Origin of the sequence: Nocardia sp. GP40 (assembly GCF_050434125.1) — a bacterium.
Taxonomy (GTDB): Bacteria; Actinomycetota; Actinomycetes; order Mycobacteriales; family Mycobacteriaceae; genus Nocardia; species Nocardia albiluteola.
On record NZ_JBNPVW010000002.1, the window covers coordinates 228256 to 249148 of the forward strand.

Annotated in this window: 14 protein-coding genes and 1 pseudogene; 9 read left to right on the top strand and 6 right to left on the bottom strand. The window is 68.8% G+C overall.

Features of this window, described 5'->3' with window-relative positions; all coding sequences use genetic code 11:
• Positions 1–33: 33 nt before the first annotated feature.
• Complete coding sequence (locus tag ABH933_RS05630; protein ID WP_429418192.1) at positions 34–1512, bottom strand: MFS transporter; 1479 nt, start codon at positions 1510–1512, stop codon at positions 34–36.
• A gap of 85 nt (positions 1513–1597) precedes the next feature.
• On the opposite strand from ABH933_RS05630, the gene ABH933_RS05635 reads away from it, so the two are divergent.
• A complete protein-coding gene (locus ABH933_RS05635) occupies positions 1598–2002 on the top strand; it encodes a MarR family winged helix-turn-helix transcriptional regulator (protein ID WP_429418193.1) in 405 nt (134 codons plus the stop codon).
• A gap of 202 nt (positions 2003–2204) precedes the next feature.
• Here the strand turns inward: ABH933_RS05635 and ABH933_RS05640 are convergent, their stop codons facing one another.
• Entirely contained in the window at positions 2205–3041 is an 837-nt protein-coding gene (locus tag ABH933_RS05640) for a helix-turn-helix domain-containing protein (protein ID WP_429418195.1), read from the bottom strand.
• Positions 3042–3219: 178 nt separating this feature from the next.
• Positions 3220–3783: a DUF4282 domain-containing protein gene (locus ABH933_RS05645; RefSeq protein ID WP_429418197.1), complete on the bottom strand. Its 564-nt coding sequence runs from the start codon at positions 3781–3783 to the stop codon at positions 3220–3222.
• Between the two features lie 363 nt (positions 3784–4146).
• Here ABH933_RS05645 and ABH933_RS05650 point away from each other — a divergent pair, with 363 nt between their 5' ends.
• The 3 genes and pseudogenes from ABH933_RS05650 to ABH933_RS05660 form a co-directional block, all read left to right on the top strand.
• Complete coding sequence (locus tag ABH933_RS05650; protein WP_429418198.1) at positions 4147–4629, top strand: hypothetical protein; 483 nt, start codon at positions 4147–4149, stop codon at positions 4627–4629.
• 130 nt (positions 4630–4759) lie between these two features.
• Positions 4760–6979: a molybdopterin oxidoreductase family protein gene (locus tag ABH933_RS05655; protein ID WP_429418200.1), complete on the top strand. Its 2220-nt coding sequence runs from the start codon at positions 4760–4762 to the stop codon at positions 6977–6979.
• A gap of 375 nt (positions 6980–7354) precedes the next feature.
• Positions 7355–7945: pseudogene (locus ABH933_RS05660) on the top strand (pyridoxamine 5'-phosphate oxidase family protein); the annotation flags it as partial.
• A 209-nt stretch (positions 7946–8154) separates the two neighbouring features.
• Here the strand turns inward: ABH933_RS05660 and ABH933_RS05665 are convergent.
• Positions 8155–8637 (bottom strand): GtrA family protein, encoded by a 483-nt coding sequence (locus ABH933_RS05665; protein WP_429418202.1) that lies wholly within the window; start codon positions 8635–8637, stop codon positions 8155–8157.
• A 146-nt stretch (positions 8638–8783) separates the two neighbouring features.
• Between ABH933_RS05665 and ABH933_RS05670 the strand changes: the two genes are divergently transcribed.
• Both ABH933_RS05670 and ABH933_RS05675 read left to right on the top strand, forming a co-directional pair.
• Complete coding sequence (locus ABH933_RS05670; RefSeq protein WP_429418204.1) at positions 8784–10256, top strand: FAD-binding protein; 1473 nt, start codon at positions 8784–8786, stop codon at positions 10254–10256.
• On the top strand, positions 10253–11014 hold the full coding sequence (locus ABH933_RS05675) for a decaprenylphospho-beta-D-erythro-pentofuranosid-2-ulose 2-reductase (protein WP_429418206.1): 762 nt from the start codon (positions 10253–10255) through the stop codon (positions 11012–11014). The genes ABH933_RS05670 and ABH933_RS05675 overlap by 4 nt, the downstream gene beginning before the upstream one ends.
• A gap of 60 nt (positions 11015–11074) precedes the next feature.
• Here the strand turns inward: ABH933_RS05675 and ABH933_RS05680 are convergent, their stop codons facing one another.
• Positions 11075–11425 (bottom strand): type II toxin-antitoxin system PemK/MazF family toxin, encoded by a 351-nt coding sequence (locus ABH933_RS05680; RefSeq protein ID WP_429418208.1) that lies wholly within the window; start codon positions 11423–11425, stop codon positions 11075–11077.
• On the bottom strand, positions 11422–11640 hold the full coding sequence (locus ABH933_RS05685; RefSeq protein ID WP_429418209.1) for a ribbon-helix-helix domain-containing protein: 219 nt from the start codon (positions 11638–11640) through the stop codon (positions 11422–11424). Before ABH933_RS05685 ends, ABH933_RS05680 begins: the two co-directional genes overlap by 4 nt.
• A gap of 190 nt (positions 11641–11830) precedes the next feature.
• Between ABH933_RS05685 and ABH933_RS05690 the strand changes: the two genes are divergently transcribed.
• The 3 genes from ABH933_RS05690 to ABH933_RS05700 all read left to right on the top strand — a co-directional run bounded on the left by ABH933_RS05690 (position 11831) and on the right by ABH933_RS05700 (position 20791).
• Complete coding sequence (locus tag ABH933_RS05690) at positions 11831–13780, top strand: galactan 5-O-arabinofuranosyltransferase (protein ID WP_429418211.1); 1950 nt, start codon at positions 11831–11833, stop codon at positions 13778–13780.
• A gap of 265 nt (positions 13781–14045) precedes the next feature.
• Entirely contained in the window at positions 14046–17357 is a 3312-nt protein-coding gene (locus ABH933_RS05695) for an arabinosyltransferase domain-containing protein (protein ID WP_429418213.1), read from the top strand.
• Between the two features lie 80 nt (positions 17358–17437).
• The gene (locus tag ABH933_RS05700) at positions 17438–20791 is read left to right on the top strand and encodes an arabinosyltransferase domain-containing protein (RefSeq protein WP_429418215.1); all 3354 of its coding nucleotides are present in this window, start codon (positions 17438–17440) and stop codon (positions 20789–20791) included.
• Positions 20792–20893 lie beyond the last annotated feature (102 nt).

Sequence of the window (20893 nt, forward strand, 5' to 3'; positions counted from 1 at the left end):
CGCGGCTTTCGCACCGGGTCGTCCCGGAAGCATTCAGGCTGCCGTCAGCTCCGATTCGGAGTCGGACTCGGACTCGGCCACGACGACCAGATCCGACACCCGCCGCCTGCCGATGAAGTGCGTCAGCGCCACCAGCGCTCCCAGGATCGACACCACACCGGCGAAGATCAGGCCCGGACGGTAGGTGGCGAGCATCGCCGAGGGCGAACCGTCACCGTGCGATCCGGAGCTGATGATCGCGGTGTTGAGCGCCAGCACGATCGCCGCGCCGACCTGCATCGAGGTCTGCAGCACGCCCGCGGCCAGGCCCTGCTCGTCGTCGTCGATTCCGGCGGTGGCCTGAATGTTGATGGACGGGAAGCCGATCCAGCCGATGCCGACCAGCAGCACCGCGGGCAGGATGACGGTCAGGTAGGACGGATGCGTGTCGACCCGCAGGAACAGCAGGTAGCCGATGCTCATCGCGATCGTGGTGACCGCGATGATCGGGCCGGTGCCGAACCGGTCGACCAGCTTGTCGGAGAACACCGAGGACAGCGCCACCAGCACGCCCACCGGCAGCAGTGCCATCGCCAGGTGCAGCGCCGACCAGTGCAGGGTGTCCTGCATGTACAGGGTCACGATGAACTGCCAGCTGAAGTAGGAACCCGCCACCGCGATGATGACCAGGCTGGCCCGCACCAGCGTGACCTTGCGCAGGATGCCCAGCCGGATGAGCGGATGCCGGACCCGGTTCTCCACCACCACGAAGGCCACGAACAGCGCCACCACCGCGGCGAACGAGCCGATCGTGCGGGCCGAGGCCCAGCCGGCCTGCGGCGCGGAGACCACGGTGTAGACCAGCAGCAGCATGGCGGCGGTGGACAGCAGCGCCCCGAGCAGGTCGTGTCCGCCCTCCTCCGCCTTGCGGTCCCGCGGCACCAGGACGGCCGCGGCGACCAGTGCGGCCAGCGCGATCGGCACTGGCAGCAGGAAGGTCCAGCGCCAGCCCAGCCCGGTCATCAGGCCGCCGAACACCAGGCCCATGGAGTAGCCGCCCGCACCGAAGACGGTGTATATGGACAGCGCCTTGTTGCGGGCGGGGCCCTCGGCGAAGTTGGTGGTGATGATGGACAGGCCGGTCGGTGCGGTGAACGCCGCGGCCAGTCCCTTGATGAAGCGGGTAGCGATCAGCAGCGCGGCGGAACTGACCAGCCCACCCGAGAGCGAGGCCAGGGCGAACACGCCAAGCGCGATGAGGAAGACCCGTCGGCGCCCGAGCAGGTCCGCGGTGCGGCCGCCGAGCAGCAGCAGCCCGCCGTAGCCCAGGACATAGCCGCTGACCAGCCACTGCAGGGTCGAGGTGCCCAGGTGCAGATCCTTGCCGATGGACGGGAGGGCGACACCGATCATCGAAACGTCGAGGCCGTCGAGGAACAGCACGATGCACAGGGTGATCAGCATGCCCCAGATGCGTGCCGACCACCGGGTATCGGCGGCCCCACCAGCCGAAAGTGTTGCCGTGGAAGTCATGATCAGGACAGTACATGCACGCGCATAAATTGTGCAAGCATTAAATGCAATTGCATGGTTCCGCCCGGGACACTAGGATGGCGGCATGACGAAGGCGTCCACGGTGTCGCCGGTGCGCGCGGCAGCTCCCACCGGGCTGATCAGTGAATGGCGCGACCTCCTGGAGAAGCACGCCACGGTGTCCTGCGCGCTGGAGAAGGAGCTACAGGGTCGCCATCGGATCGGCCTGAGCGAATTCGAGACGCTGGACCGTCTGGTAGACGCCGCATGCGAGACCTATCGGATGAGCGATCTGGCCGCCGACATCTACCTCAGTCAGAGCGCCCTGTCCCGCGCCGTCGCGCGGCTCGAGCGCGAGGGCCTGGTCAGCCGCAGCATGTGCAGCGATGATCGGCGCGCCATCTTCGTCTGCCTCACCGACAAGGGCCGTGCGGTCCACGCCGACGCCGCCCCCACCCACCGCGAGGTCCTGGCCAGCACGCTGCGCTGACTCGCCCGCCTCCCCGCGACTTCAGCGTGCCGTTGCTTACTGCGAGATATGCTCGTCGGGCCGGCGGATGACAGCCCGCTCACGGTGCGCCCGTCCCCGATGAGTTACCCATGTCCGTACGAAATCAGTTGTCGCGGTTGGCATCGCACCGGAGAGTGCCGCGAGATCCGAATCGGCGGCCGACGGATCGCGGCCTGCCAGTTCACAGGGCGGCGCGAGCTTCGTCCAGTAAGGCACGGGCGTCTATTGCGGCGGATTTGATGCTGCCGAAAGCCGTTCGGTACCGGGCGATTTCGTTGTCCTTCTCGTAATAGGCCGAGCCGGTGAAGGTCTGTACGTACACCACCGGCGGCTCCGACAGGTCCCCGGCGTCGGCGAATTCGAGCAGCACGAACCGGCCCGAATCCATGCCCTCGTGATAGCCGGAATCGGTTGGCAGCACCCGGATGTCGACATTGGGCAGCTCACACAGCCGGCGCAGGTGGTCCAGCTGCGCGGCCATCACCTCGGTGCCGCCGATGCGATGCCACAGCAGAGATTCGGTGATCACCGCCTCGACCCGCACCGGATTCTCCGGGCGGGTGAGCACCCGCTGCCGCGCGGCGAAAACGGCCAAGCGGCGCTCGATCTCGGCCGGCGGCATTTCCGGCCGGGCGCCCACCAGCAGCGCGCGGGCGTATGCCTCGGTCCGCAAAAGCGCGGGCACCAACTCGTTCTCGTAGGTCGCCAGGCGCGCGGCCGCCTCCTCCAGCCCGAGGTACACCTCGAAGCCCTCGGCGATGACGTCGCTGTAGTCGGCCCACCAGCCGCGCGCCTTGGTCTCCTTCGCCAGCGCGGTGAGCGGGTCGATGACATCCGTTGGTGCACCGTAGATCTTGCACATGGCCTCGACGTCCAGGGCCCGCAGCGAGGTCTGCCCGGTCTCGATGCGCCAGATCTTCGCCTCGGACCACTCCAGCCGCTGCGCCGCCACCCGCGTCGTCATGCGGGCGCGATTACGCAGATCGCGGAGCTGACGGCCGAGTTGTCTGCGCGGCATAGTCGAACCGGTAATCCCGTGCGGTAAGCCCATGCTTTCCCCCTCGCCCATCTTGCCTGGCCGTACGGCACATCCGAATTGGATATCCGGATCGCGCTCGGATTGTCGCACAACAAAACCGGGTCCGGATATAGCAATCGGCGCACTTACGCCAAGTTCCCTCCTGAGCCGAGCGGGATTACTTTCGCGCGGGACGCCTCCGGAACCGCCAGAATTGCACCGCTCGAACGTCTTCCGAGAGCTGGTTCACCGGCTCGGCCACGTCCGACAGCGCCTGGAACAGGTCGTCGGCCAGTTCCGCGATGTGTTCCACCCGGCCCGCGAGCCGCGCGGCATTCACCAGGAACTCCAGCGCCAGCCGGACCGACGCGGCGATCGTGAGCCCCAGCGGCACCGCGACAACCACCAGGAAGACGATCCCCACCGCCATCGACATTCGCCACAGCAGCACTGTCAGCACGATCGGCACCGCCACCGCGAAGGCCAGGCCCAGCAGATACGCCAGCGGCAGCAGGGTGCGCGTGGCCGGGCGCCGGAACTGCACGTCGAGCAGCGCCCGGGCCGAGGCCGCGCTCCACGCCCCGAAAGCCCCTGGGCTCCGGAACGGTTCGGGCCGCGGCTCGGCGTCTTGCGTCCCGGCCTGCGGCGGGCGTCGCCGCAGGCGCTGCGCCACGGACTCGCGCCAGGCGATGTACTCATCGTCCGGCTCGGCCGACTCCGGTCCGGCGGGGTCATCAGTCATGCTGCGATCCTCTCGCCACCGGCGCCGTCGGGCAACGCGCACGTTTTCCGGGCCACCCCCGCGGGCCTTGCGGCGCAACGCACCCAGCGAGCTTTAAGAATCCCGTTGGGAATCTGTCAGCGGCAACGGATTTGATTCACAGGCAGGACCTCGGCGATTCACAGCTGACGGCACAAAGGTAGTACCCGTGGCCGAACAGCCCAGGTCGAGGCCATAGCAAACCTGAATAGCCCGGTGATCTTGTGACGAAGGCGACGGCCGCGAAAAACTTTCCGCGAATATGTAACAACGCGGATGCCGCCCTCCGATAGCCCCCATGAACACCGAGCAGGACCGAAAACCTACCGGGGAATGGAGAAGACCGTGCGTACGACGTTTCCGACTTCCGTCAAGGCGGCCGCAGTAGCCGCTAGCGCGCAGGACTACATCCAGCGCGGCTGGACGGTTGCCGAAACGGCCAACGGCATCTGCCTGATCACCGATGAGAATGTCTCCGCCGTGGAGGTCACCGGTGAGCTCGCGACGTCCGTGCGCCGATACCTGCGGGCGAACAGCCTGACGGGCCCGGTCATCGAGATTCCGGGCGCCGAGCGCCGCGAGATCCACCTGGTCACCGGCATTGCCAAGGCCGGGCTGGCCGTGGAGGCGCTGCGCAAGGCCGGCGCGATCGTCCACACCGACGGCGCGGGGATCCCGCTGCCGCCCACCCAGCTCTCCGCCGGGGATGCCTGCTGGGGCGTCGCCCCCGGCGAGGCCCGCTGGATTCCGCCGGTCGTCGCGCTGGGCGCGGCCGTCCGCGCGGCCAGCACCGGCCGCAAGCGCCAGCTCGCCCGCGTAGCCTGCTGACCTCCGGGGCGTAACCACATAACGACACCGCGGGACCGCACGGGCCCCGCGGTGTCGTGTGTCTGGACTACCCATCGCCCGCTTGAAGATTCGCCTGTCGGATACGGCCGGTCCGGGCAATGATGGGCGTATGACCGATGTCACCGATGGCCGCCGTACCCTGCTGCGCACCTGCCCGCTGTGCGAAGCGGTGTGCGGGCTCGAGATCACCCTCGATCGCGACGATCACGTCGTCGGGGTCCGGGGCGATCGTCAGGACCCGTTCAGTCACGGGTTCCTCTGCCCGAAGGGGGCGAGCCTGGGACATCTGGACGAGGATCCGGACCGGCTCACCGCGCCGATGATCCGGAATCGAGCGGACGACACCTGGCGGACCGCGTCCTGGCAGGCGGCGTTCGACCTGATCGCCGAGCGGTTCCCGGCCGTGGCCGCCGAGCACGGCCGCGGCGCCACGGCGCTGTATCTGGGAAATCCCAACGCACACACCGTGGCCGGGGCGCTCTACCTGCCGGTGCTGATCCGCGCGCTGAGCACCCGCAACCTGTACTCGGCCAGCACCGCCGACCAGATGCCCAAGCAGGTGGCCAGCGGGCTGATGTTCGGCGATCCGCTGACCGTCGCGGTGCCCGACCTGGACCGCACCGACTACCTGCTGATGCTCGGCGCCAATCCGCTCGAATCCAACGGATCGCTGTGCACCGCACCGGACTACCCCGGACGGCTCAAGGCCCTCCGCAAGCGCGGCGGCCGGTTGGTCGTGGTGGATCCGCGCCGCACCCGCACCGCCAAGGCGGCCGACGAGCACCTGTTCATCCGGCCCGGCAGCGATGCCTACCTGCTGTTCGGGATCGTGCACACGCTGTTCGCAGAGAATCTCGCCGACGTGCGCGTGGCGGCCGACGGGCTGGACGAGGTGCGCGCGGCCGCCGCGGACTTCTCGCCCGAGGTCGTGGCCGGGCGCACGGGCGTGCCCGCCGAGACGATTGCGCGGCTCGCGCGCGAGCTCGCCGCCGCGCCCACGGCCGCCGTGTACGCCCGCATCGGAACGTGCACGGCCGAATTCGGCACCGTGACGCAGTGGCTGGTCGACGTCATCAATGCGCTCACCGGGAATCTGGACAGCGTCGGCGGGGCGATGTTCGCCACCCCCGCGGCCCTGGGCATCGTGCGCTCCCGGCCCTTCCGGCTGGGCCGCTGGACCAGCCGGGTGCGCGAATTGCCCGAGGCCATGGGCGAATTCCCGATCGCCACGCTCGCCGACGAGATCACCACTCCGGGCGAGGGGCAGGTGCGCGCGCTGATCACGGTCGCCGGAAATCCCGTGCTGTCCGCGCCGAGCGGGACCCGGCTGGGCGCGGCGCTGGCGGAACTCGACTTCATGGTGAGCGTGGATCGGTACCTGAACGAGACCACCCGGCACGCCGATGTCATCCTGCCGCCGCCGCGGACGGTGCAGTCGCCGCACTACGATTTTGCGCTCCTGCAGTTCGCGGTGCACAACTATGCCCGGTACTCCCGGCCGCTGGTGCCGCTGGGCGATCACCCCGCGGAGGCGGAAATCCTTGCGCGCCTGGCGCTGGCGGCGTCCGGGCAGCAGCCCGAGCCCGGGCGGGATCCGCTCGCCGCGGTCGACGAGCTGGTGATAGCCGGCACGCTGCACAAGGCCGGTCTGCTGGAGCGACGCCCGGAACTGCAGGGCGAGAACAGCATCGAGCAGCGCATCGACATGATGCTGCGGCTGGGGCCGTACGGGCAGTGGAATCCGCAGCCACTGCCGAACGCGGCCACCGAGCCCTACAGCGGGATGAATCTCCAGGTGCTGCTGGACAATCCGCACGGTGTCGACCTGGGCGCGCTGGTGCCCGGCCGCCTGCCGGACGTGTTGCGCACCGCCTCGCAGCGGGTCGAGCTCGCGCCGCCGGAGCTGCTCGCCGACGTGGCCCGGCTCCGGGCCCGCCTGACCGACGCCGCGCCGGAGCTGCTGCTGATCGGCCGCCGCCAGCTGCGCTCCAACAACAGCTGGATGCACAACATCTCCACCCTCGTCGGCGGGTCCAACACCTGCACGCTGCACATCCACCCCGACGACGTGGCACGCCTGGGCCTGTCCGATCTGGCGGTGGTGAAATCGGCGGCCGGCACGGTGACCGTGCCGCTGGAACCGACCGAGGAGATCATGCCCGGCGTGGTGAGCCTGCCGCACGGGTGGGGTCACACCGACAGCACGCAGACGGTGGCGCGCGCACACGCCGGGGTGAATGCCAATGCGCTGACCGATGATTCGCTCGTCGATGCGCCGTCCGGGAATGCGGTGTTCAACGGGGTGCCCGTGACGCTGGCCCCCGCGTAAACGACGAGGTCCGCGAGACGACCGGTCGGCATCCGCAAGGGGGATGGCCGACCGGACATCTCGCCCATGATCGGGCAATCGAGACATAAGGGATAACGCACTCTTGCGAATCCCACTTATATACAAGCAATCTCGGCACACGATAGCGGCACGGAGGCTAGCATCTACTCGGCAACCAACGAAATCGGGACTTGCCGCCGCCGACGTCGCGGAGGATCGTCTCCCGAGATGGTTGCGACCCTGCTCCATCGAAAGCTCTACCAGCTGGTTCTGTTCCACACGCACGAAAAGCTGTACGAACTATAGGATTTCGGCATATCTGTGGTTCCGCGCAAGACCTCGGCATATGCGGATTCAGCTAACCGAGGGAGCGACATGCTCGGCATAGATCACGGCAGTGACGGCGAGCGAGAGCTACAGCAGCGCTGGGGTACCCGGGAACGGGCCGAGCGCTTCTACGGAGAACAGGTGCTGGACAGGCTGAATGCGGCGATGATCGAGTTCGTCCGCCGCATGGACATGGCCTTCATCGCCACCGCGGACAGCAACGGCGAATGCGACGCCAGCTTCCGCGCCGGCAAACCGGGCTTCCTGCACATCATCGACGAACGCACGATCGCGTATCCGGAGTATCGCGGCAACGGCGTCATGGCCAGCATGGGCAATCTGCTGGAGAACCCGCACGTCGGAATCATGCTCATCGACTTCACCCGCGATCTGATCGGCCTGCACATCAACGGCCCGGCCCGGATCGTCGAGGACGGCTCGCTACGCAGCCGGGTCCCCGGCCTGCCCGAATCCGAGCGCGGCCGGGCCGCCTCGCACTGGGTGGTCGTCGCCATCGAGGAGGCGTACATCCACTGCCGCAAGCACATCCCGCACCTGATCCCCGCGCCGCGCGAGTCCCGGCAGTGGGGCACGGACAATCCGCGTGCCAAGGGCGGGGACTATTTCGGGGTGAAGGCGGACGCGATCGCGGCGCGGAGCACGCCGCCGCGCCCCGAACCGGCTGTGCTGCCGACAGTGATCGGCGCGCTCGGCACCGAGGCCGAAACCGCGGCGCTGGCCAGGGGCATCCGGTCGTTCGCCGACGAGGCCGGGGCCTTCGCGGCCGCGGCCCGATCGCATGCGGCCGGCACAGGCTGGGGGTAGCCCCGATCAGTGCATCTTCACGATCAGTGCATCTTGAAGATGACCGCGCGCTGCACAATGAAGTTGATCACCGTCGCGGTGCCCTGGGCTACGACGAAGGCGACCAGCACCGCGAGCGTCACCGAGTGGCCGCCGAGGGTCAGCTTCATCGCGGGCAGCACCGTATTCATCAGGGCGTTGATACCGACCTGCGCGGCGAAGGTGACCGCGTAGAGGACGACCACCGCGAGGAAGCGGGCGCGACTCGGCTCGGCCTTGAAGGTCCAGCGGCGATTGATCAGGTAGGCGACCGTGGTGCCGACGATGAAGCTGCACGCCTTGGAGACGTCGCGCTCGAGCCCCAGCCCCTTCCACAGCACCAGGTACAGCCCGAAGTCGACGACCGCCGACAGGGCGCCGGTGAGGATGAACCGAATGATCTGCGTCTTCAGGTCGACGTCCGTGCCGCCCGGCTCGTCGACCAGGGGCAATTCGGCCGGAAGGGGAAGATGGGGTTCCGCGGTCACGGGCACGAGCGTAGCGGGCCGTACCCACGGATGGAGAGCTCCGGAGGGCAGTAACCCGCGCAGCACACTGTGACGTCGGTTCCATCGGGCCCCACCGCCGGTGACACTCAGCCCAAGATTCGGCGATACCTGTAGCCTCTATGCCGATGTCCACGAAAGCTCAGACCTCCACGGCCGCCGCCGCCACTCCGGCGAGCGACGATGCGGAGACGACGTCGACCGGCTTCGATGCCCTGCCGACGCGGACTCGCACACTGACCGGATGGGGTCGCACCGCACCCGCTACCTCCGAAGTTCTCTCGACCAACGACCCGGAGCTCATCGCCCGCGCGGTCACCATGGTCGCGGAGGACAATGACTCCAAGCCCGCGCACCTGCGCCGCGGTGTCATCGCCCGGGGCCTGGGCCGCTCCTACGGTGACCACGCGCAGAACTCCGGCGGCCTGGTCATCGACATGCCCGCGCTCAACCGCATCCACCGCATCGACCGCGACACCCGCATGGTCGACGTGGACGGCGGGGTGAGCCTGGACCAGCTGATGAAGGCCGCGCTGCCGTTCGGGCTGTGGGTCCCGGTGCTCCCGGGCACCCGCCAGGTGACCATCGGCGGCGCCATCGCCTCCGATATCCACGGCAAGAACCATCACAGCGAGGGTTCGTTCGGCAACCATGTGCGGACCATCGATCTGCTCACGGCCGACGGCAAGGTGCAGACCATCGGGCCGAAGAAGAACGCCAAGCTGTTCTGGGCCACGGTCGGCGGCAACGGCCTGACCGGCATTATTCTTCGCGCCACCATCGAGATGGTCCCCACGGAGACCGCCTACTTCATCAACGACGGCGTCAAGACCACCACCCTCGACGAGACCATCGCCGCGCACAGCGATGGCAGCGAGGCGAACTACACGTATTCCAGCGCGTGGTTCGACGTGATGAACCCGCCGCCGAAGCTGGGACGCGCCACCATCACTCGCGGGCGCCTGGCCAAGCTGGAAGAGCTGCCCAAGAAGAAGCAGAAGAACCCGCTGAAATTCGATGCGCCGCAGCTGCTTACGGTGCCGAATGTCTTCCCGAGCTTCACCGCCAACAAGCTGACCTTCGGCATGGTCGGCGAGGCATACTACGCCATGGGCGGCAACTACACCGGCAAGATCCAGAACCTGACGCAGTTCTATCACCCGCTCGACATGATCGCGGAGTGGAACCGTGCGTACGGCCCCGCCGGATTCCTGCAGTACCAGTTCGTGGTGCCGACCGATGCGGTCGAGGAATTCAAGAGGATCATCATCGACATCCAGGCGTCCGGGCACATCTCCGCGCTGAACGTTTTCAAGCTGTTCGGCCCGGGTAATCCGGCTCCGCTGAGCTTCCCGATGCCGGGCTGGAACATCTGCTGCGACTTCCCGATCCGGCCCGGTCTCAACGAACTGGTGTCCGATCTGGACCGCCGCGTCCTGGAATTCGGCGGCCGCCTCTACACCGCGAAGGACTCCCGCACCACCGCGGAGACCTTCCACCAGATGTACCCCCGGATCGACGAGTGGATCAAGATCCGCCGAAGTGTCGATCCCACAGGCGTTTTCATGTCCGATATGGCGAGAAGGCTGGAGCTGCAGTGATCAACGCCGTAGGCAACCCGCAGACGATTCTGCTCCTGGGCGGCACCTCGGAGATCGGCCTGGCGATCTGCGCCGAGTATCTGAAGAAGGGCCCGGCGCGAATCCTGTTGGCGGCGCTGCCCAATGATCCGCTGCGCGCGGACGCCGTGGCGCAGATGGAGGCCGCCGGCGCCTCGACGGTCGAGCTCATCGACTTCGACGCCCTGGACACCGACGGGCACCAGAAGGTCATCGACGCGGCCTGGGCCGGCGGCGACGTGGACGTGGCGATCGTGGCCTTCGCCCTGGACGGCGATCCCGAGGAGCTCTGGCAGAACCAGCGCAAGGCCGTGCGCGTGGCGCAGGTGAACTACACCGCCTCGGTCTCGGTCGGCGTGCTGCTGGGCGAGAAGATGAAGGCCCAGGGCTTCGGGCGGATCATCGTGATGTCCTCGGTCGCCGGTGAGCGGGTGCGCCGCTCCAACTTCGTCTACGGCTCCACCAAGGCCGGCATGGACGGGTTCTACCTGGGCCTCGGCGAGGCGCTGCGCCCGCACGGCCCGCGCGTGCTGGTGATCCGCCCGGGCATGGTCCGCACCCGGTTCTCCGCGCACGTCAAGGAGGCCCCGCTGACGGTGAACAAGGAGGACATCGCGGTGCTCGCGGTGACCTCCGCGCAGCAGGGCAAGGAACTGGTCTGGGCCCCGGGCCCGTTCCGTTTCGTGATGATGATCCTGCGGCACATCCCGCGCCCGATCTTCCGTCGCCTGCCGATCTAGCAGGCACGAACAACACCCCGAGAGGCCCTCGGCGCACATGCGCCGAGGGCCTCTCGACGTTCACAGATCCAGATGCAGGCGCAGCGCCCTGTCGATCTCCTCCAGCACCCTCGCCGGCAGGCGACCGAGCGCGGGACCCAATCTGTCCACCGACACCGAACGAACCTGTTCGGCCTGCGCCTTGGAATCGACGCGCACCCCGGGCAGGTCCTGTCCCAGAAACACCTGGAACGGGTAGACGCGGTCGGTATTGCTGGTCACCGGAACCACGGTGACCACTCCGCGCCCCAGCCGCGCCGCGGTCTCGTTGGCGCGGTCGTTGCTCACGATGACCGCCGGACGGCGCTTGTTGGATTCCGCGCCCCGCACGGGCTCGAGATCGACCAGCCGGATCTCACCGCGCCGCATCACCCGAGCCCGTCGGCGGAGGTGGCATCCCAGAGATCCGTCTCGTCGGAGGTCTCCCATTCGGACCACGCCGACGCGTACGCGTCCGCCAAGCCGGCCTGCCTGAGTAGGCGGATCGCTTCCTGCACCGCCGCCGACCGCGAGGACAGCCCACGCTCACGGACTACCTCGTCGAGCAGAGCGACATCCTGTTCGGAGAGACTGACACTCAACTTCATACCCCCAATGCTACTTCTGATAGGAACATGGATGCTACCAGGAGTAGGAGGTGCGGGCTCATTGATATCCAACCGACATCGAGCGGGCGCACCCGCCGTGCATGCTGCCGCCCCCTGCCCGGTCGCACCCCGTTAGGCTGACGCACGGTTTACGGTCCTGTGCAGCCGAATAGTGGAATCCGGAGGCGGCGTGCGAGTACTTGTCCGGCAGGTGGGCGAAGGTGTCGGCGAGGCGGTGCTCGCGGCGGTCGTCGCCGTCGTCGTCGCGGTCGTCGGGCTCGAGGCGTTCTCCACGGTGCACTGGCCCGCCTTCAACGCCTCCAATGTGACGCGGGCGCTGACCACCGTCGGGCAGGTCGGCGCGGCGGTGCTGCTGATCGCGGCGGTCGTGCTGATCCGGCTGCGCCGCTGGCCCTGGCTGGCGAAAGTGCTGTCCTGGGCGGGCATTTCGACGTTCGTGACGGTGACGCTCGGCATGCCGCTGGCGGCGACCAAGCTGTATCTGTTCGGGATCTCGGTGGATCAGGAGTTCCGGACCGAATACCTCACCCGGCTCACCGATTCCGCGGCGCTGCGCGACATGACCTACGCGGATCTGCCGCCCTACTATCCGGCCGGCTGGTTCTGGTTCGGCGGGCGGGTCGCGACGCTGCTCGGGCGGCCGGGCTGGGAGGCGTTCAAGCCGTGGGCGATCGTCTCGCTCGCGATCGCCTCGGTGATCACACTCGTGTTGTGGTCCAAGCTGATTCGCGCCGACTGGGCCGTCGGTGTCGCCGCCGTGACCACCGCGGTGATGGTGGCGTACGTCTCGCCGGAGGCCTACAGCGCGGTCATCGTGGTGGCGTTCGCGCCCGCGATGGTGCTGGCGTGGGGCGCGCTGTACGGCCCGGAACGGGCGACGGCACCCGGCGACGGCGGCACGAGCGGCGCGGGACCCACCGCGGGCGGCTGGGGCGCGGCCCTGGGCGCGGGGCTGTTCCTCGCGGCAGCGGCCTTGTCGTACACCCTGTTCTTCGGGATCGCCGTCTTCGCGGTCTGCCTGATGGCGCTCGTGGCGTGGGGCGCGCTGGTGTGGCAACGTCGGGCCACCGCGGCCCACGACGCGCGATCGCCCCTGCGGCTCGCGTGGCCGATCCTGGCCCGGCTGATCGTGATGGGCGTCGTGGCCGCCATCGGGGGGGTGATCGCCTTCGGGCCGTATCTGGTCAAGTCGCTGACGACGCACGGCGCCAACGCCTCGCAGCGGTACCTGCCCGGGGCGGGATCACAGCTGCCGTTCCCGATGTTCGAATTCTCGCTGCTGGGCACGCTGTGCCTGATCGGCACGGTCTGGCTGGTGCTGCGGGCGGGGAGTTCGCGCCGGGCGCAGGCGCTGGGGATCGCGGTGGTGGCGATCTATCTGTGGTCGCTGGCCTCGATGACGCTCACCGCCGCGGGCACCACCCTGCTGTCCTTCCGGCTGGATCCGATCCTGCAGGTCCTGCTGGCCGCGGCCGGGGTTTTCGGCTTCCTCGAGGGTTCGCGGGCGATCTACCAGGCGCTGAACGAGCCGAAGCGGTTCCGCGCGGTGGTCGCCGCGGTAGGGGTGATCGGGGCGCTCGCCTTCACCCAGCGCATTCCGAACATCCTCAATGCCGAGATCACCACGGCCTACACCGACACCGACGGCAACGGCGTGCGCGCGGATCAGCGCAGCCCCTCGGCCGTCTCGTACTACGGCCAGGTCGACGCCGCCCTGCTCGCGCAGACCGGACGCCCGCGCGATCGATCCGTCGTGCTCACCGCGGACACCAGCTTCCTGTCCTACTACCCGTATTTCGGATTCCAGGCGCTCACCCCGCACTACGCCAATCCGCTGGCCGATTTCCCGGCCCGCGCCGCGGAGATCAAGCGGTGGAGCGGGCTGAGTTCTCCCGCCGAGTTGCTGGACGCGCTCGCGCACTCTCCGTGGCGCGCCCCGGACGCCTTCCTGTTCCGCAGCGGTGGGGACAGCTACACCCTGCGCCTGTCGGCGGATGTCTATCCGAACGATCCGAATGTGCGTCGCTACACGATCGCCTTCCCCAAGTCCCTGTTCGACGATCCGCACTTCCAGGCCACCGAAATCGGCCCGTTCACCCTCGTGGTCGTGCACCGCTGACACTTCCGACTCATTCCGGGCCGCCTCACCGCCTCCGATCTCGAAATAATGGCCTCTAGCTGTGGATATATGACGGGCTCCCGGGCGCGGTGACGATGCACACAGACGCGCCGGCCTGTGGATAAGTGTGTGGAATAGGGCATTTTCTTGTGGATAACTTCTCCGCCGATCTGCGGATATCCCCACCCTGCACCAGCCATCGAACGCCAACATACGGCGGGGACTATTCCGCCCTTGTGCGCGCGACGGCTTAGCATCCCTACTCGTGCGCGCTGACTCCCCCGGCTTCACCCGTGTCCGGCTGGTCGCCCTCGTCTCGGGTGTGCTGGCAACCCTGCTGGCGGTAATCACGCCGCTGCTGCCGGTGCGGCAGGATCGGGCGGCGCTGGATTGGCCGCAGCAGCAGTCGGCGAGCGTGACCGCGCCGCTGGTGTCGTATGTGCCGCTCGACGTGCGGTTCTCGGTGCCGTGCGCGGCGTTCCGGGGGATGACGAGCGGGACCGTGCTCTCGACGGTGCCGGCGCAGGCCTCGACCGCGACCGCCAAGGGGCTGCTCGCCACCGTGACCGAGGTGCCCGGGCAGGGCCCGACGCTGTCGGTGCTGCTGCGCGAGATTCCGCTGCTGTCGGCGCCGCTGGCCGAGGTCGGCGGGTGCGGGGAGCTCACCGTCGATTCGACCGTCGCCACCACCACGGCCACGCTGACCGGGGTGCACCGCAAGGACGGCACCCCGTTCACCGACACGGTGAGCGGCGACGTGCGACCCCAGATCGTCGGCGTCTTCACCGATCTGCCCCGCGCCCGGCTCGCCGGCGCACACCTGCACGCCGACATCGATTCGCGCTTCACCTCCGCGCCGACGCTGCTCAAGACGGCCACCACCGTGTTCGCGGTGCTGTTCACCCTGATCGCGCTGCTCGCGCTGCACCGGCTCGACACCGCCGACGGCCGGCGGCCGCGCCGGTTCCTGCCCGCGCACTGGTGGAAATTCACCCTCGCCGACGCGGTCGTGCTGGGCACGCTGGTGTTGTGGCACATCATCGGCGCCAACACCTCCGACGACGGCTACATCCTGAATATGGCTCGTACGGCCGGGCATTCGGGCTACATGTCCAACTACTACCGCTGGTTCGGGGTGGCCGAGGCGCCGTTCGGATGGCCGTACGAGGTGCTGGCCTGGATGACCCGGATCAGCGATTCGAGTCCCTGGATGCGCCTGCCCGCGCTGCTGGCCGGAATCCTGTGCTGGCTGGTGATCAGCCGGGAGGTGTTGCCGCGCCTGGGTTCTCGCGTGCGCCGGAACTCCGTGGCGCTGTGGACCGGCGGCCTGATCTTCCTGGCCGCCTGGCTGCCCTACGACAACGGCCTGCGGCCCGAGCCGCTCATCGCGCTGGGCGCGCTGCTCACCTGGGCCAGCATCGAGCGCGCGATCGCCACCGGGCGGCTGCTGCCCGCCGCGGTCGGGGTTCTCATCGCCGCATTCTCGCTGGCCGCGGGCCCGACCGGACTCATCTGTATCGCCGCGATGATCGCGGGATCACGACCGGTGCTGCAGATCATCATCAAACGCGCACAACCGGATTCGCCGCCAGGCCCGGATCGCACACCGAATTCCGGCAAGCATGCCGGAACGACGGGCGCGGGCATCGGGTCGGCGATCCTGCGGTACGGCGCGCTGCTCGCGCCGGGGGTGGCCGCGGGCATGCTGGTGCTGGTGGTCGTCTTCGCCGATCAGACGCTGGCCGCGGTCATGGAGGCCACCCGGGTCCGCACCCTCATCGGGCCGAACGTGGCCTGGTTCGACGAGCGGACCCGCTGGGACGCGCTGCTGTCGCTGTCCCCCGACGGCTCGCTGGCCCGCCGGTTCGGCATTCTGGGCATGCTGCTGTGCCTGGCGGTCTGCGTGCTGGTGATGCTGCGCAAGAACGGCCGGATCCCCGGCACCTCGCGCGGGCCGTCTGCGCGCATCCAGGGCATCGTGTTCGTGTCGCTACTGCTGATGATGTTCACCCCCACCAAGTGGACCCACCACTTCGGCGTCTATGCGGGCCTGGCCGGCTCGATGGCCGCGCTGACCGCGGTCGCGGTGGGCACCAACGGCATTCGCGCGCGCTACAACCGCTCGCTGTTCGCCGCGGGCGTGTTCTTCCTGCTGGCGGTCACCTTCACCGGCTCCAACGGCTGGTGGTACGTGTCCAGCTACGGGGTGCCGTGGTTCGACAAGGCGCCGCTGCTGCTGAGCAAGGGCTTCTCGACGGCCTTCCTGGGCCTGGCGGTGCTGTGCCTGCTGCTCGCCGCCTGGCAGTACTACCGCGAGCCCTACCGCAACCGGGAATCGTCCCGGCGGTTCGACCGGTTCGCGATCGAGCCACTGACCATCGCCGCCGCGGCGATGGTGCTCTTCGAGGTCGCCTCGCTGGCCAAGGGCGCGATCACCCAGTACCCCGCATACTCGATCGCACAGTCGAATATCCATGCGCTGACGGGCAATACGTGCGCACTGGCCAATGACGTTCTGGTCGAGACGAATACCGCCGATTCGCTGCTGCAGCCCTACACCGGTTCGGCCGCACAGGGATTGGCCGCCGAGAACGTCGGCTTCACCCCGGACGGCGTCGCGAGCGACCTGACCGCCGACGCCGAGGAGACCACCACCGGCGGCGCCAACTCCGTCAGCAGCGACAACCAGAACAAGACCAGCCGCACCACCGCGGCCGGAACCGGCGGCGGGACCACCACGAAGCCGGGCATCAACGGCAGCACGGTCGCGCTGCCGTTCGGCCTGGACCCCGCGCGCACGCCGGTCCTGGGCAACTACACCACCGACCAGAAGCAGCAGGCCCACCTGACCTCGCAGTGGTACCGCCTGGATCTGCCCGCGGCCCAGCGGGATCCGGCCTACAGGGTGCTGGTGGTGACCGCGGCGGGACGGATTCAATCGGTCAACAAGGACGGCGTGCTCACCTACGGTCAGCAGCTGAGCGTGGAGTTCGCGCACCGCGACGCCGACGGCGCGGAAACCGCGCTCGGGTCGTTCATGCCCCTGGACATCGGCGGCGCCCCGTCCTGGCGCGACATGCGGATCCCGCTGGACCGGATTCCGGCGCAGACCAACGCCGTCCGGATCGTCGCGGTGGCCAACGACCTGACCACCCGGCAGTGGCTGGCGGTCACCCCGCCGCGCCTGCCGCGGCTGGCCACGCTGGATTCGGTGCTCGGGCGCCGGGCCCCGGTGCTCGAGGACTGGCACGTCGGCCTGGCCTTCCCGTGCCAGCGGCCCTTCGACCACAAGGACGGCGTGGCCGAGGCGCCCGACTGGCGCATCCTGCCCGACCGCGTCGGCTCGGATGCCTCCAATGCCTGGCAGGACGACATCGGCGGCGGCCCGCTCGGCTGGACCGGCCTGCTGCTGCAGGCCCAGACCGTGCCGAGCTATCTGGATCGCGACTGGGAACGAGACTGGGGCGAGCTGGAAAAGTTCACACCGTACGATTCCGCGGCGCGTCCGGCCACGATCGGCGTCACCGTGCAGAACCGCTGGGGCTGGGTCAAGGACGCCCCGATCAAGGTGAAGTAGGGCGCGGCGCGGCGACGTTCGGCGTGTCGCGCGGGACGGTGAACGCGGTCACTTCCCACGCCAGGCATTAACATCCAACCGTGCCCGACGCCGCAACCGCTGTCTTGACAGAACCGACGTCCGCCGGTGCTCCGGCGACGTCGCGCGATTTCCGCACCGCCCGCACGATCGCGTTGATCGCGGGCCTGCTCGGCGCGTTGTTCGCGCTCGCCACGCCGTTCCTGCCGGTGGATCAGACCACCTCGGAGGTGAACTGGCCCCAGGGCGGCGTGCTCGGCAATGTCGAGGCCCCGCTGATGTCCCAGATCCCGGTGGACGTGCGGGCCAGCATCCCGTGCGCGGCGGTGGCCAAGCTGCCGACCGGCGCCATGGTGCTCAATACCGCACCGCCCCAGGGCGATCGGGCCGCGCTGCAGGGGATGTTCGTGCGCGTGACCGCCGATACCGTCGACGTGGTGAACCGCAACGCCATCGTGGCCTCGGCGAAGCGGTCCGAACTCGGTCACTGCGGCACGATTTCGATCGTCTCCGACAACACCCACACCACGGCCGCGTTCGAGGGCCTGACCACGCAGGTCGAGCAGCCGGACGGGACGAAGACGACCGTTCCGGTGGCGGGCACCCAGGCGGGCGACCTGCGGCCGCAGGTGGTGGGCGTGTTCTCCGATCTGAAGGGCGCCGCCCCGGCCGGGCTGTCGTTCCACATGACCGTCGACTCGCGATTCACCTCGCACCCGACCGTCACCAAGCTGGTGGCGACGATCGCGGCCGTGCTGTGCACCCTCATCGCCCTGGCCGCGCTGGCGCGCCTGGACACCAGCGACGGCCGCGGTCACCGCCGCTTCCTGCCCGCGCACTGGCTGAAGCCGACGTTGGCGGACGCCGCGATCATCGGCACCCTGGTGGTGTGGCACTTCGTCGGCGCGAACACCTCCGACGACGGCTACATCCTGACCATGGTGCGCGTCGCGCCGCACGCGGGCTACCTGGCCAACTACTTCCGCTGGTACGGCGTCCCGGAGGCCCCGTTCGGCTGGTACTACGACATCATCCAGTGGTTCGCGCATATCTCGACGGCGAGCCCGTGGGTGCGGATCCCCGCGACCCTGTGCGCGATTCTGTGCTGGATGGTGATCAGCCGCGAGGTGGTGCCGCGCCTGGGCCGCGGGGTGCGGAACTCGAAGGTGGCGCTGTGGACCGGCGGGCTGGTCTTCCTGGCGTTCTGGCTGCCCTACAACAACGGCCTGCGCTCGGAGCCGATCGTGGCCCTGGGCGTGCTGCTGACCTGGGTCTCGATCGAGCGCGCCATCGCGACCGGACGACTGCTGCCCGCCGGGGCCGCGGTGCTCGCGGCGGCGTTCACCCTGGCCGCCGCGCCGACCGGGCTGAACTGTATCGCCGCGCTGCTCGCCGGAATTCGCCCGCTGGTGCGGATCGTGGTGCGCCGGCGGCGCACGCTGGCCGCGAGCGGAAACCGCTGGGAGCGCTCGTTCCTGGGATCGCTGCTCCCGCTGCTCGCGCCCCTCGCGGCGGCCGGATTCCTGGTGCTGACCGTGGTCTACGCCTCGCAGACCTTCGCCGGTATCCAGGAGGCCGACCGGGTGCGGCAGCTGGCCGGGCCGAATCTGGCCTGGTACGAGGACTATCTGCGGTACTACTACCTGTTCGTGGAGACGGTGGACGGCTCGGTCGCGCGCCGGTTCGCCTTCCTGGTGATGATCCTGTGCCTGATCACCACCATGCTGGTGCTGCTGCGGCGGCGCCGGGTGCCGGGCATCTCCAGCGCGCCGACGTGGCGGCTGCTGGGCGTGGTCTTCGGCACGATCTTCCTGATGATGTTCAACCCGACCAAGTGGACCCACCACTTCGGCGCCTACGCGGGCATCGCCGGGTCGCTGGCGGCGGTCACCGCGGTGGCGGTCTCGGCGACGGCGCTGCGCTCGCGCAAGAACCGCTCGATCTTCCTGGCGGCGTTGCTCTTCACGCTGGCGCTGGCGTTCTCGGGCATCAACGGCTACTGGTACGTGTCCAGCTACGGTGTCCCGTGGTTCGACAAGATGGTGCAGCTGCACGGAATCAAGTCGAACACCGTCGTGCTGATGCTGTTCGGCCTGTCGATGCTGCTGGTCGGCTGGCATGCGCTGCGGGAGGGCTACGCGAAGCCCGAGACGGCGGATTCGGCGCGCGGCAGGCGGATTCGCCAATTCGCCGGGATACCGCTGACCGTCGTCGCGGCGCTGATGGTGCTGTTCGAGGTGCTGTCGCTGGTCAAGGGCGCCTACTCGCAGTATCCGGCCTACTCGCTGACCCGCTCGAACTTCGACGCCCTCGGCGGCAACACCTGCGGCCTGGCCAATGACGTACTGGTGGAACCGAATTCGAACGAGGGCCGGCTGCGCCCGATCATCGACCCGGCGCACCCGCCCGCCAAGGGCGACCCGCTGGCCGGGGTGGACCCGACCGGATTCGACCCGAACGGGGTGCCCTCGGACCTGAAGGCCGATGCGGTCGAGGTGAAGCCGGGCACCGGCAACACCTCCAGCCAGTCCGTCGGGGCGAACTTCGCCGAGGGCCAGGACGCGGGCACCGGCGGCGGCCGCATCGACAAGGCGGGCATCAACGGCAGCACCGTGGCGCTGCCGTTCGGGCTGGACCCTAAGACGACCCCGATCATGGGCAGCTACCAGAACGGCCTGCAGACCCCTGCCCACCTGATCTCCGCCTGGTATCAGCTCCCGGCGCGCTCGCCGCAGTCGCCGATCGTGGTGATCACCGCGGCCGGACGCATCCTGTCCTACGACGACACCGGCGTGCTGCAGTACGGCCAGGGCCTGCTGCTCGAGTACGGCAAGCGCCAGCCCGACGGCAGTGTCACCTCCGAGGGCAACTACGTCCCGCGCGACGTGGGCCCGGCGCCGTCGTGGCGCAACCTGCGCGTGCCGCTGGACAAGATCGCGCCCGACGCCGACGCGGTGCGGATCGTCGCGGATCGGCGGGTGCTGATCGGCGACCAGTGGCTGGCGTTCACCCCGCCGCGGGTGCCGAAGCTGCAGACGCTCAACACCTTCATCGGCTCGACCCAGCCGGTGCTGGAGGACTGGGCGGTCGGCCTGCAGTTCCCGTGCCAGCAGCCGTTCCTGCACCGGGACGGCGTGGCGACGATGCCGAACTACCGCATCCTGCCCGACCGGCCGCTCGCGGTCAGCTCGACGGACACCTGGCAGGCGGAGGAGTTCGGCGGCCCACTCGGCTTCACCCAGATGCTGGCGAGCTCCACCACGATTCCGACCTACCTGAAGGACAACTGGGCCCGGGACTGGGGTTCGCTCGAGCGCTACGACCGGTATTACCCCAATGCCAAGCCCGCGGAGATCACCACCGGCACGGCGACGCGCTCGGGCCTCTGGTCGCCGGGGCCGATGCGAACGTACTGAGACGAAAACGAAACAGCGGGCGGCGCAATTACCTTTGCGCCGCCCGCTGTCGTTCGTGGTGCCGGCCGTGATCCGTGCCCGACCACACTCGTCCGCGGCGTC

What these genes read in the sequence shown, in the direction of transcription:
- ABH933_RS05630 (WP_429418192.1), bottom strand. Translation starts at nt 1,512, where the DNA reads ATGACTTCCACGGCAACACTTTCGGCTGGTGGGGCCGCCGATACCCGG.
- ABH933_RS05635 (WP_429418193.1), top strand. Translation starts at nt 1,598, where the DNA reads ATGACGAAGGCGTCCACGGTGTCGCCGGTGCGCGCGGCAGCTCCCACC.
- ABH933_RS05640 (WP_429418195.1), bottom strand. Translation starts at nt 3,041, where the DNA reads ATGCCGCGCAGACAACTCGGCCGTCAGCTCCGCGATCTGCGTAATCGC.
- ABH933_RS05645 (WP_429418197.1), bottom strand. Translation starts at nt 3,783, where the DNA reads ATGACTGATGACCCCGCCGGACCGGAGTCGGCCGAGCCGGACGATGAG.
- ABH933_RS05655 (WP_429418200.1), top strand. Translation starts at nt 4,760, where the DNA reads ATGACCGATGTCACCGATGGCCGCCGTACCCTGCTGCGCACCTGCCCG.
- ABH933_RS05670 (WP_429418204.1), top strand. Translation starts at nt 8,784, where the DNA reads ATGTCCACGAAAGCTCAGACCTCCACGGCCGCCGCCGCCACTCCGGCG.
- ABH933_RS05685 (WP_429418209.1), bottom strand. Translation starts at nt 11,640, where the DNA reads ATGAAGTTGAGTGTCAGTCTCTCCGAACAGGATGTCGCTCTGCTCGAC.